A 13,064-nucleotide genomic window follows, 5' to 3' on the forward strand; every position below is an offset into this window, starting at 1 on the left:
TATGTAAACGTCAATTCTAATTCTATAATGAATCTATAAAGTATCAGTACGGGAGGTAAGGTAATGTACAACTTTTTAGCTCTTCTTTCAGGTTTGGCAATATCAGTTATGGTTTCTATTAATGGGAGTTTGTCGCAGAGACTTGGTGTTTTCTGGGCGACGGTGATTGTCCATGCGGTTGGCACCGTATTTGCCCTTCTGGTGTGTAAAGGGAAGAAGGCAGGAATACCGGGGAAGATATTCCATCCGCTGTGGATCTATGCAGGCGGTGCGGTTGGTGTCATGACGGTTGTGTTTAACAATTTCGCCTACGGGCATATCAGCATGACGAGCATCATTGCACTCGGTTTACTGGGGCAGACCGCGGCATCTCTGGTGATCGACAGCTTCGGATTTTTTGGAATGGAAAAATGTCCTTTTCGGAAATCAGTCTTTGCAGGGCTTGCCTTTTCCATAATTGGAATCATCATCATGCTGGACCATTCCGTGACAACGGGGGTTTTGGCGGTCATCTTCTCTCTCTTTTCCGGCATTACCGTAGTGCTTTCGAGAACAATTAATGCCCGCCTTGCACAGCAGATCGGTGAGATGCAGAGTTCCTTTGTCAACCACCTCGCAGGTTTGATTGTATCTGCCTTTACGGCACTGCTTTTCGCGGGTATCACGCCGGCATACACACTGGATTTATCAGGCACAAGGCCGTGGATGTATATGGGAGGAATGCTGGGAGTTATGGCCGTATACCTCTGCAACATTATCGTCCCGGCACTGCCGGCATTCCGTCTGACCCTGCTGACGTTTGTAGCGCAGGTATTTACGGGGATCATTATCGACCTGTTTTTCATGAATACATATTCGAAGACGACCTTTACAGGAGGACTGATTGTTGCCTTCGCAATGGCGCTGAATCTGATGATGGAGAAACGGCAGAATTAGGTGTGCCATTTTAACATCCCATAGTTAAATACAATATTGTGATATTTTCGGGGACTTTCGTTTTTTAAAATCGAAAGTCCTTTTTGTGCGTTTTTACTAAAGCAAAAATGCGATAAAATAGGACACAAGTCCCTTTTTATTTGGCGTTATTACTAAAAAATGCCTGATAATACCGTTTACTTTTCACAAAATGGATATGGATTTTTCAAAACAGGACATAAGTCCTTTAATCAGACGGACAAGCCGATATAATTTGCTTATGAGGCGTAAGCAAATGAGACATAAGCGCTTATCTGAAAAAGATAAAGTACATCAGGGCATATTTGAAACGGCCGACAAATTTATGAAGAGGTGATACGTTATGAGCACAGCATTCGAGGTTGTGACATCGAAGGGACTTACTTATGAACAAAAGGTAGTTGCACTTGCCCATGCGGCAGAGAATAGTCTGGATGTTTTAGACATACCGGAAAAGACAAGGCACTACATGGAGACCGGGGCCATCTGTGATCTGGATGAGGGACATGCGCCGTACCGTCCGCGCTACATCATGCCGGATTATGAAAAAGCGGTCAGAGAGGGCTGCCAGTTTTTGAGGCTGGAACCGCCGAAAGATCTGGATGAACTGCTTTCCTTCCTAATGATCTTTTACCGGCATGTGCCATCAATTACGAGCTACCCGGTATTCTTGGGAAATATAGACAAGTTGATTGAACCGTTCCTGGACGGGGTATCAGACGAAGAGGCGGCGAAAAAGATAAAGCTGTTCCTGATCTATCTGGACCGGACGATTACAGACGGTTTCTGTCATGCGAATCTGGGACCGGAAGAGACGCGGGCCGGTAAAATCATCCTGACGCTGGAAAAAGACCTGCAGAACGCAGTGCCGAACCTGACCTTGAAATATGACCCGGATATCACACCGGACGCTTATGCAGAACTGGCATTATATACGTCCCTGTATTGTGCAAACCCCGCGATCTGCAATCACAGGATGCATAAAGATACTTATGGGGATTACGGGATTTCAAGCTGCTATAACATCCTTCCGATCGGGGGAGGCTCCTACACACTGACAAGGATCGTGCTGCCGAGGCTGGCGAAGGAGGCTGACAGCAGGGAACATTTCTTGAAAGAACTTCTGCCGGACTGCTTAAGGCATATGGGAGATTATATGAATGAGAGGATACGGTTCCTTGTAGAACGGTCCAATTTCTTTGAAAGTTCTTTTTTGTCCCGCGAGGGCTTTATAGACAGAGAAAAATTTCTGGCAATGTTCGGTGTTGTCGGGCTGGCAGAATGTACGAACATGCTGATGGATGATAAAAACAAGACATATGGACATGATGCGGATGCAGATGATCTGGCAGAGGAGATCATGAACGTGATCGCGCAATATGCCGAGAATTCCGAGGCACTATATTCCGAAATCTTCCACGGACATTTTGCCCTGCATGCGCAGGTCGGTATCGACTCAGACCACGGAATTACCTCCGGCGTCAGAATACCTGTCGGTGCAGAACCGGACAGCATGTTTGACCACCTCCGCCACAGCGCGAGGTTCCATAAGTTTTTCCCGACAGGCTGTGCAGACATCTTTTCCTTTGACCCAACCGGACGCAATAATCCCGCGGCGGTGCTGGATATCGTTAAAGGCGCGTTCAAACTGGGCGATAAATACATCAGCTTCTATGCATCCGACAGCGATCTGGTGCGGATCACAGGCTACCTTGTGAAACGCAGTGATATGGAACATTACTATAAGGGCGAGGCGGTCCTTCAGAATACAGTCTACTTAGGCGGAGATAATTACCGCAACGCGCATCTTGAAAACAGGAAGGTAAGGTCGTCGAATTGAGGGCGCCGGTCAACAAGATCATCCCACTGAGCGTGGTGGATGGGCCGGGAAACCGGACGTCCGTTTTCCTGCAGAAATGTAACATCGCATGTGCCTACTGCCATAACCCGGAGACACAGAGAATGTGCACCGGATGCGGCATCTGTGTGGAAAAGTGCCCGGTACAGGCGTTGAGTCTGGTTCAGGAGAAGGGGCGGGATTTAGAAGGGCTTCCCGTGATCTGGGATGAGAAAAAATGTGTGCAGTGTGATACATGCATCCGGGTCTGTCCGTATTTTTCCTCACCCAAAATACACCTTATGGAGGTGGAAGAAGTTTTCAGTGAGATCAAGAAGAATCTTCCCTTCATCAGGGGGATTACCGTGTCGGGCGGGGAATGTACACTCTATCCTGAGTTTCTGACAGAACTGTTTACACAGGTAAGGGCAGAAGGACTGACCTGTTACATCGACAGCAATGGCTGTGTGGATTTCAGCAGGTATCCGGACCTGATGGACGTATGCGATAAAGTTATGCTGGATGTAAAGGCATGGGATGAGAATGTATTTTACAGTCTGACAAGAAGCAGCAATGAAACTGTTAAGAAAAATCTCATTTATCTGGCTAAAAGGCACCAGCTCGAAGAAGTGCGTATTGTATGTCTGGAGCCGGAGGTAGATGTAGAAGCCGTGATCCGGGGGATTGCAGGGAGTGTGCGGGAACACCTGGATGATTTCACATTAAAGCTTATTGCATTCCGCAGCCACGGAGTCAGGACCGCGTTAAAAGATAAGGAAATGCCATCTGGTGAACAGATGGAAAAATGGAGAGGAATTGCCGTAAACTGCGGCTTTTCGAATATACGTATTGTCTGAGACAGTACAGGAAACAAAGAAACCACTATTTTTAAGGAGGAAACAAGATTATGAAATTCAAGAAGGCAATGGCAATCGGACTGGCAGCAGCGATGACACTTTCACTGGCAGCATGCGGAGGTTCAAAGGACAAAGAGGAGAAGACTTCTGACAGCAAGACATCGGATAAGAAGAGCGATTATTCCGTAGCAATGATTACGGATACGGGCGGAATCAATGACCAGTCCTTCAACCAGTCGGCCTGGGAGGGGCTTCAGGAGTTAAGCGAAGAGACAGGCGCCGATGTAAACTATATCGAATCAAAGCAGGCATCTGATTTCGTAACAAATCTGGAGCGTCTTGGAGACAGCGGGGCAACACTTCTCTGGGGAATCGGGTATGCGTGTGCGGATGCAGTACTGGAAGCGGCAGATTCAAACCCGGACCTCCAATATGCAGTTGTGGACAACTCCTATGAGGAAACCCCGGATAATGTGACAGGTGTTATGTTCCGCGCACAGGAGCCGTCCTTCATGGTAGGCTATGTGGCAGGAAAAACGACAGAGAGCAATAAGGTTGGGTTCGTAGGCGGTATCTCATCTGGCCTGATCGACCAGTTCCAGTATGGATACGAGGCCGGCGTACAGTATGCGGCAAAAGAGCTGGGCAAAGAGATTGAGGTTTCAGTTCAGTATGCAGAGAGCTTCAGCGATGCGGCAAAAGGAAAAGCGATTGCAAGCAAGATGTATTCCGACGGCTGTGATGTTGTATACCATGCAGCAGGCGGAAGCGGGACAGGCGTTATCGAAGCGGCAAAAGAAGCAGGCAAATGGGTCATCGGAGTGGACAGGGACCAGGCATATCTTGCACCGGATAATGTGTTGACATCTGCCCTGAAACTGGTTGGAAAAGCAGTAAAAGAAGTTTCTATGGAAGCAATGGACGGAGAAGAGATCGGCGGACAGACACTGACATTCGGACTGGAAGAAGAATGTGTCGGTATCTCAGAAGAGCATAAAAACATGCCGGAGGGCGTATATGAAGCCACTCTGGAAATCGGCGAGAAGATCAAGAGCGGGGAAATTGAAGTACCTTCTACAAAAGATGAATATGAGGCATTTATCACAAAGTAGGATAAGGCGAAAGGAGATAACGGTATGGCTGGGGCAAGCAGCGAATACGCGGTACAGATGCATGGGATCACGAAGAGCTTCGGTTCTTTCTATGCACTTCAGGATATGGAACTGAATGTAAAAAAGGGCAGCATCCATTCTCTGTTAGGTGAAAACGGAGCAGGGAAAAGTACATTGATGAATATCCTTTACGGTCTGTATCAGGCTGATGAGGGAGAGATTTTAATAGACGGAAAAAAGGTAGATATTAAAAACCCGAATGTAGCGATTGAACACGGGATCGGAATGGTCCACCAGCACTTCATGCTGGTAGACGATTTCACGGTGACGCAGAACATCATCCTGGGAAATGAAACAACGTCCCATGCGGGATTCGTGGATATGAAGAAAGCCAGGAAACAGATACTGGAGATTGTGGATAAGTATGGCCTGGAAGTCGAACCGGATGCAAAAGTCAGTGACATTTCCGTCGGGATGCAGCAAAGAGTTGAGATTCTGAAGGCATTGTACCGCGGCGCCCAGCTGCTTATCCTGGACGAACCGACGGCCGTCCTGACACCTCAGGAAATCGAGGACCTGATCTCGATCATGAATAATCTGGTAAAGGACGGCAAGGCAATCATTATTATTACTCATAAGCTGAAAGAAATTAAGGCATCCTCGGATACCTGTACAATCATCCGCAGGGGGAAATACATTGATACTATCCCGGTGAAGGATGTAACCGAAAATGAACTCGCAACCCTGATGGTTGGCCATGAGGTAAATCTGGTCGTGGACAAGACACCGGCGAAACCGGGCGAAGTCGTGTTCGAGATTCAGAATCTGGTTGTGAAAAATGACCGGAAGCTGGACGCAGTCAAGGGACTGGACCTGAAGGTAAGGCGCGGGGAAATCGTCGGAATCGCAGGCATAGACGGCAACGGGCAGAAGGAACTGATTGAGGCGGTCAACTGTCTGGCCCCGGTTGTTTCCGGAAGTATTCTGATTAACGGAAAACACATCGAAAACACCTCGCCGAGGCGGGTCATAGACAGCGGTGTCAGCACCATTCCGGAGGACCGTCAGAAGCGGGGGCTTGTACTGGACTTTACGGTCAATGAGAATGCAGTCCTGGAGCAGTATAGAACCGCACCGTTTTCGGAAAAGGGAATCCTGAACAAGAAAGAAATGGAAGCATTTACAAAGAAGCTGATTAAAGAGTACGATGTCCGCCCGGAGGACTGCGGACCGAAGAGGGCGGGAGGACTGTCCGGAGGGAATCAGCAGAAGGTAATTATCGGGCGTGAAATCGCGATGAACCCGGACCTGCTGATCGCAGTACAGCCTACGAGGGGACTGGATGTAGGGGCCATCGAGACAGTACATAAGACACTAATTCGGGAGAGGGATAAGGGGAAAGCCGTGCTTTTGATCTCCTTTGAACTCGACGAGGTCATGAATGTATCTGATACAATCGCAGTCATATATGACGGAAAGATTCAGGATACATTTGCACAGGGTACTGTGGATGAAAACACGATCGGTCTGTTGATGGCAGGAGGAAAGAATCATGGATAAAACAGCGAAAATACTGAAAAAACCATTTACGATGACGATCATAGCCATTCTGTGCGGCTTCCTTGTGGCGGGGATTATTCTGTCCATTGCCGGATATCCGCCGTTTCATTCCCTGAGTGTGCTGATACAGGGAGTTTTTTCCGGGCCGAAGCACATATCAAATGTCATCATCAAGAGTACGCCGCTGATCCTGACAGGGATTGGTGTCGCATTTGCTTTCAAGACCGGCCTGTTCAACATCGGGGCGGAAGGCCAGTTTATCATGGGATGCGTGGCATCTACAACAGTCGGGATCGTCTGTGATTTCCCGGCCGTGATCCAGATTCCGCTTGTACTGGCAGCGGGAGTAATTGCAGGTGCCGTATTCGGCGGGCTGGTAGGGTTCCTCAAGGCTAGATTTGGGATTCACGAGGTACTGACCAGTATTATGTTTAACTGGATTGCACTGTATTTTTCCAACTGGATCTGCAACCTGGAACGGTTCCACAAACCGGATACGATCGGTACATACCCGGTAAACGAGTCCAGTTATACCATGATTCTTGGTAAATGGAAGACGACAAAGGAAGGGAAGGAAGCCCTCTTAAGCAGTGATTTTCTGAAAGATACCATTCTGAAGACAGACGTGAATGCAGGCTTCATCGCAGCGATTATTCTGGCAGTGCTTGTCTCATTCCTTCTATATAAAACTACGAAGGGATTCGAATTAAGAGCGGTGGGTGCCAACCGGTATGCGGCAGAATTTACCGGTATCAACGTGAATAGAAATATCCTTCATTCTATGGTCATCTCTGGCGGAATCTGCGGACTGGCGGCTGCATTTTATATTACGGGCAACTCCCCCCACGGGATTGCCACACTGGCGGCCTTTGAAAACACAGGATTTAACGCCCTTGGCGTCTGTCTGATTGCAGGAAGTTCACCGGTTGGATGCATTTTCGCAGGACTGCTGTTTGGAGGCCTTTTGTACGGCGGACAGTCACTCCAGTATGAAGTTGGGGCACCATCCGAGATCATTAACATTGTCATCGGCGTTATCGTATTTTTTGTGGCACTGACACATATCATTCCGCCGCTGGTGGAGAGATTTTCTAAGGGAGGGAAAAAACATGCTAAGTAGTATCACCTTATTTATCGGCATTACACTGATGTATTCCACTCCGCTGGCGTTTGCGGCTTTGGGCGGCGTGATCTCCGAGCGTTCTGGTGTGACGAACCTTGGTATTGAGGGAATGATGACCATCGGCGCATTTACGGGTGCAACGGTTGGCTATTTTACAGGGAGCGCATGGGGCGGTTTCCTTGCGGCAGGGATTGCAGGCGGGATGATTGCACTTCTGCATGCATTTGCATCCATCACATGCCGGGCAGACCAGACCATTTCCGGTATTGCAATCAACCTGATCGGACCCGGCGTGGCGCTGTTCCTCTGCCGCCTGCTGTTCGACGGGGCGACGATGTCCGTGCCGGTTACAAACAAGATTCCGAAATTGTTCGGCAGTGCCGGTATCACAGGCGCACTGAAGAACCTGAACGTAGATGTGACCGTAGTGCTTGCACTTGTCTTCGCAGTTGTGCTGTGGGGATTCCTTTACAAGACAAAATGGGGCCTTCATATCCGTTCCGTTGGAGAGCATCCGGCGGCAGCAGATACAATGGGGATCAATGTTTATAAAATCCGTTACCTGTGCGTCATAGCCTCCGGGATACTTGCCGGTTTCGGCGGCGCATCCATGACGCTCGCGATTATCCCGCAGTTTACACCGACAGCCATCAGCGGTCAGGGATTCATCGCCCTTGCGGCCGTGATCTTTGGAAAATGGACACCCCACGGTGCTTACGGCGCCTGCATCCTGTTTGGTGCGGCACAGGCACTGACAGTGATACTGGGAGGCGGTTCTTTCCAGGTTCCTTCCGAAATACTTGCCATGCTTCCGTATATCATCACCATCATCATCCTGATCCTGTTTGTTGGTCGTTCCGCAGCACCAAAGGCAAGTGGACAGCCATACGAAAAGGGGGCAAGGTAACACTGCCGGGGCACTTTCTTTTTGGAACTTCAGATGGTAGAATAGGGTATAACAGTAAATGACAAAATAAGGAGAGACAGATGAATGAAGTTGTTGAGCTGATCGATGAACTGCATACGAAGGAGAGAGACTACCTGAATAATTATCTGGCGAATGCACCAAAATGGCTTTTGGAGGCATTTCAGATTGTCCGCATAAAAAAAGGAAATGCATTCATTCATGAGAATGCTTATGTGGATACGGTATATATCCTTGTAGAGGGCGTGGTCAAGGCGACAGACTACCGTGTGCAGGAAATCGCCTATGACTATGCGCGGTTCTATCCGGTGGAAGTCTTCGGTGCAATGGAATTCCTGATGGGTTATGAGGAGTACAAGACCACCCTGATCACAGAGACAGACTGCCGTTTCCTGCGGGTGTCCAAGGACCAGTTTGCCAAATGGATGCTGACGGATATCCATGCGGTGTTAGAGCAGGTCAAGGCGATGAGTGTGTATCTGCTCGAGCAGGTGAGGAAGGAACGCCTTTTCCTGTTCTTACAGGGGGCGGACCGGCTTTTTCTCTTGTTCATGCAGATTTACCAGAAGTCGGCGAGACATAAGGTGTGCAGGATCAGACTCACAAGAAAGGATCTCTCCAACAGTACAGGACTATGTATCAAGACCATCAACCGCTGCGTGAAGAAGATGGAGGAGGACGGGTATATCTCGAGGGAAGGAAGAACCATCGTGATCGACAGGGACCAGTACCAGAGAATCAAAGCGGTCGTTTCCGAAAAGATTGATGAAGTGGAAGTATAGGAAGGAGCATGTAAGGATGATTAATTATTCAGAAAAAGAAGGAAAACAATACCACATTCAGGTAGGAAAAGGGGATGTGGGGAAATATGTCATCATGCCGGGGGACCCGAAAAGATGTGAGCTGATTGCCAGATATCTTGACCATCCCGTTCTGATGGCGGACAGCCGTGAATATGTTACCTACACAGGGGAACTGGACGGCGTGAAGGTCAGTGTGACCTCGACCGGAATCGGGGGACCGTCTGCATCCATCGCGATGGAGGAACTGGTTATGTCCGGTGCGGATACCTTTATCCGGATCGGCACGAGCGGGGGCATGGATATTGATGTAAAGAGCGGAGATATAGTCATTGCAAACGGGGCTATCCGCATGGAAGGTACGAGTAAGGAATATGCGCCGATCGAATTTCCGGCGGTTCCGGATTTTGATGTAACAAACGCACTTGTCAGTGCGGCGAAGAAATTAGATCAGACATACCATGTAGGTGTGGTGCAGTGCAAAGACTCCTTCTATGGACAGCACTCACCGGAAACCAAACCGGTAGGATATGAGCTGATGAATAAATGGGATGCCTGGGTAAAGCTTGGCTGTAAGGCGTCCGAGATGGAGTCTGCCGCGTTATTTATCGTAGCAAGCTATCTAAAAGTACGTGCGGGTTCCGTATTCCTTGTCCTTGCCAATCAGGAGAGGGCGAAGCAGGGACTGGATAACCCGGTTGTGCACGATACGGATGCGGCAATCCGCGTGGCAGTGGAGGCTGTCAGAGAATTAATCAAACAAGATTTGGGAGGAAAATAGAATGGAAATGACACCAACCGCACATAATGGTGCTGTGAAAGGGCAGATTGCAAAAAAGGTACTGATGCCGGGAGACCCGCTTCGTGCGAAATATATCGCAGAGACATATCTTGAGACCCCGGTCTTATTTACCACGGTCCGCAATATGTTCGGCTATACAGGAACCTATAAAGGAGAAGAAGTATCCGTCATGGGCGGTGGTATGGGGATGCCTTCGATCGGCATTTACTCCTATGAGCTGTTTCATTTTTATGATGTGGACCAGATCATCCGCATTGGATCTGCCGGGGCGCTTCAGGACGATGTAAACCTGATGGATGTCGTGATCGGCATGGGGGCCTGCACAGATTCCAACTACGCTTACCAGTACGCTCTGCCGGGGACCTTTGCCCCCATCGCGGATTACGGGCTCGTCAGAAGGGCCGTGGAAGTGGCGGAAGAACAGGGAACACCGGTGGCAGTCGGCAATGTGCTGTCCTCTGACGTGTTCTACAATGCAGATGCTTCGGTTAATGATAAATGGCGCAGCATGGGTGTACTTGCGGTTGAGATGGAGGCGGCGGCCCTGTATATGAATGCCGCGGCGGCTGGGAAGAAAGCGCTCTGCATGCTGACGATCTCGGATCTGATTTATAAAGAAGGAAAATTAAGCGCCGAAGAAAGGCAGTTAGGTTTCCGCAAAATGATGGAGATTGCCCTTGCCATATAAACTTATGAGTAACTCGTTTGTTACTGTGAACACCGGAAGGGTGTTCACAGTATACTTTAATATTTCGGGCAAATAGTAATTTCCCGCAGTCAGGAGGATGAAAATGGATATAAAAGAGATTTTAAAATGTGTGGACCATACACTGCTCTCTCAGGGGGCAACGTGGGCAGAGATACAGAAAATATGCGATGATGCAGTGGAATACGGTACGGCATCCGTATGTATCCCGCCGTCTTATGTGGCACAGGCAAAGGAGTACGTGAAGGATAAGATGGCTGTCTGCACGGTGATCGGATTTCCGAACGGGTACCAGACCACAAAGACAAAGATATTCGAGACACAGGATGCACTGGACAACGGAGCCGATGAGATCGACATGGTTATTAACATTGGCTGGGTGAAGGATGGAAAATATGACCTTGTGGAGGAAGAGATACGTGAATTGAAAAAAGTGTGCGGCAGCAAGGTCCTGAAGGTGATCATTGAAACCTGCCTCCTGACGGATGAAGAGAAGGTCAGAATGTGTCAGGCCGTAACAGATGCGGGGGCGGATTATATCAAGACTTCCACCGGCTTCTCCACGGCAGGGGCCACGTTTGAGGATATCGCGCTGTTTGCGGTGAACGTAGGGGAGCATGTGAAGATCAAGGCAGCAGGCGGCATCAGCAGTCTGGATGATGCCGAGAAGTTCATCGGGCTCGGCGCTGACAGGCTGGGAACGAGCCGCATCATAAAACTGGCAAAGGAGAGTGGAGCGAATGCTGCCGGTTAAAGAATTGATTGAACAGGCAATAGACGCGATGGGATATGCGTACACACCGTATTCTGGTTTTAAGGTGGGCGCAGCGCTGCTGGCAAAAAACGGGAACGTATATCAGGGCTGTAACATAGAAAATGCGGCATATACACCGTGCAACTGTGCCGAGCGCACCGCTTTTTTCAAGGCGGTGAGCGAAGGGGTGAAAGAATTCGAGGCGATCTGCATCGTGGGAGGCAAAAACGGCGTTCTGACAGAACTGACCCCTCCCTGCGGCGTGTGCAGGCAGGTGATGATGGAATTCTGCAGGCCAGAGGAATTCCGGATTATTCTCGCCACGGACACAGCGCATTATGAGATCCATACGCTTCGGGAAATGCTCCCGATGGGGTTCGGGCCGGATGCTCTGGCGTAAAGAAATGGAAAGATTACAGAAAAGAGGTTAACTATGAGTAAATATCAGCGTATTTTTGTAATTGTTGTAGATTCCCTTGGGGCCGGTGCCGCTCAGGATGCCGCAGACTATGGCGATGCAGGGGCCGACACTCTGGGGCATATTTCGCAGAGTGTGGCTACCTTCCGCATCCCGAATCTTGAAAAACTGGGGATCGGGAATCTGCATCCTATGCGGCAGATCCCCCCGGCAGAACATCCGCTGGCATACTATACGAAAATGAACGAGATCAGCAAGGGGAAAGACACCATGACCGGACACTGGGAGATCATGGGCTTAAAGACAGAGAAACCCTTTATAACGTTCACGGAAACAGGTTTCCCGAAAGAATTGATAGAGGAACTTGAGAAAAGGACCGGACATAAAGTGATTGGTAATAAGAGCGCCAGCGGGACGGAGATTCTGGAGGAACTGGCCGAGGAAGAGATTGCAACCGGGCATATGATTGTCTATACGTCAGCGGATTCCGTGCTCCAGATCTGCGGAAACGAGGAGACCTTTGACCTGAAAGAACTGTACCGTTGCTGTGAGATCGCAAGAGAACTGACCATGCGGGACGAATGGAAGGTAGGGCGCGTGATTGCAAGGCCGTATGTCGGAAAGAAGAAAGGCGAGTTCAAAAGAACAAGCAACCGTCATGACTATGCAGTGAAGCCCTTCGGTGAGACTGCCCTGAATGCGCTGGAGGACCACGGGTTCGATGTTATTTCCATCGGGAAGATCAATGATATTTTCGCAGGGGAAGGCATCACCAGGGCGTTGAAGTCTAAAAGCTCTGTGCACGGGATGGACCAGACTATCGAGATCGCGGAAAAAGAAACGTTTAACGGACTGTGCTTTGTAAACCTGGTGGATTTTGACGCCCTCTGGGGACATCGCCGGGACCCGGAGGGATATGCCCGTGAGATAGAGAAATTCGATGAAAAGCTGGGAATCCTTCTGGACAAAATGAAGGAAGACGATATGCTCATCATTACTGCAGACCACGGCAATGACCCGACTTACACGGGAACCGACCATACACGGGAAAAAGTGCCATTTATTGCATACTCCAAATCAATGGAGGGGAGCGGGGAACTGCCGGAGACAGATACATTTGCTGCGATCGGGGCAACCGTTGCCGACAATTTCGGCGTGAAGATGCCTAAAGGAACCATAGGGACATCCATACTGGATCAGTTAAAGTAGAGGGTTT

General features: G+C 49.3%; 13 protein-coding genes. All 13 read left to right on the forward strand.

Annotated features, from left to right (window positions below; translation table 11 throughout):
* The first annotated feature begins 63 nt into the window (after window positions 1-63).
* Window positions 64-936 (forward strand): DMT family transporter, encoded by an 873-nt coding sequence (locus A8806_RS12655; protein ID WP_109731561.1) that lies wholly within the window; start codon window positions 64-66, stop codon window positions 934-936.
* A 361-nt stretch (window positions 937-1,297) separates the two neighbouring features.
* Window positions 1,298-2,794, forward strand: a complete 1,497-nt coding sequence (locus A8806_RS12660; protein ID WP_109731562.1) for a YjjI family glycine radical enzyme — start codon at window positions 1,298-1,300, stop codon at window positions 2,792-2,794.
* The gene (locus A8806_RS12665; protein ID WP_109731563.1) at window positions 2,791-3,648 is read left to right on the forward strand and encodes a YjjW family glycine radical enzyme activase; all 858 of its coding nucleotides are present in this window, start codon (window positions 2,791-2,793) and stop codon (window positions 3,646-3,648) included. Before A8806_RS12660 ends, A8806_RS12665 begins: the two co-directional genes overlap by 4 nt.
* A 50-nt stretch (window positions 3,649-3,698) precedes the next feature.
* Window positions 3,699-4,760, forward strand: coding sequence for a BMP family lipoprotein (locus A8806_RS12670; protein ID WP_109731564.1), 1,062 nt, complete (start codon window positions 3,699-3,701; stop codon window positions 4,758-4,760).
* Between the two features lie 24 nt (window positions 4,761-4,784).
* The gene (locus tag A8806_RS12675; RefSeq protein WP_109731565.1) at window positions 4,785-6,320 is read left to right on the forward strand and encodes an ABC transporter ATP-binding protein; all 1,536 of its coding nucleotides are present in this window, start codon (window positions 4,785-4,787) and stop codon (window positions 6,318-6,320) included.
* A complete protein-coding gene (locus A8806_RS12680; protein WP_109731566.1) occupies window positions 6,313-7,440 on the forward strand; it encodes an ABC transporter permease in 1,128 nt (375 codons plus the stop codon). Before A8806_RS12675 ends, A8806_RS12680 begins: the two co-directional genes overlap by 8 nt.
* Window positions 7,430-8,350 carry an ABC transporter permease gene (locus tag A8806_RS12685; protein WP_109731567.1) on the forward strand — a complete coding sequence of 307 codons (921 nt, stop codon included), beginning with the start codon at window positions 7,430-7,432 and terminating at the stop codon, window positions 8,348-8,350. The genes A8806_RS12680 and A8806_RS12685 overlap by 11 nt, the downstream gene beginning before the upstream one ends.
* 80 nt (window positions 8,351-8,430) lie before the next feature.
* A complete protein-coding gene (locus A8806_RS12690) occupies window positions 8,431-9,150 on the forward strand; it encodes a Crp/Fnr family transcriptional regulator (protein WP_109731568.1) in 720 nt (239 codons plus the stop codon).
* A 16-nt stretch (window positions 9,151-9,166) separates the two neighbouring features.
* Window positions 9,167-9,949: a uridine phosphorylase gene (gene udp, locus A8806_RS12695; RefSeq protein ID WP_109731569.1), complete on the forward strand. Its 783-nt coding sequence runs from the start codon at window positions 9,167-9,169 to the stop codon at window positions 9,947-9,949.
* A gap of 1 nt (window position 9,950) precedes the next feature.
* Entirely contained in the window at window positions 9,951-10,658 is a 708-nt protein-coding gene (gene deoD, locus A8806_RS12700) for a purine-nucleoside phosphorylase (RefSeq protein ID WP_109731570.1), read from the forward strand.
* Between the two features lie 103 nt (window positions 10,659-10,761).
* Window positions 10,762-11,430, forward strand: a complete 669-nt coding sequence (gene deoC, locus A8806_RS12705) for a deoxyribose-phosphate aldolase (RefSeq protein WP_181368701.1) — start codon at window positions 10,762-10,764, stop codon at window positions 11,428-11,430.
* Entirely contained in the window at window positions 11,417-11,830 is a 414-nt protein-coding gene (locus A8806_RS12710; RefSeq protein WP_109731572.1) for a cytidine deaminase, read from the forward strand. The genes deoC and A8806_RS12710 overlap by 14 nt, the downstream gene beginning before the upstream one ends.
* A 33-nt stretch (window positions 11,831-11,863) precedes the next feature.
* Window positions 11,864-13,057, forward strand: coding sequence for a phosphopentomutase (locus A8806_RS12715; protein WP_109731573.1), 1,194 nt, complete (start codon window positions 11,864-11,866; stop codon window positions 13,055-13,057).
* Window positions 13,058-13,064 lie beyond the last annotated feature (7 nt).

It is taken from the genome of Faecalicatena orotica (genome assembly GCF_003149245.1).
In the GTDB taxonomy this organism is placed as follows: Bacteria; Bacillota; Clostridia; order Lachnospirales; family Lachnospiraceae; genus Faecalicatena_A; species Faecalicatena_A orotica.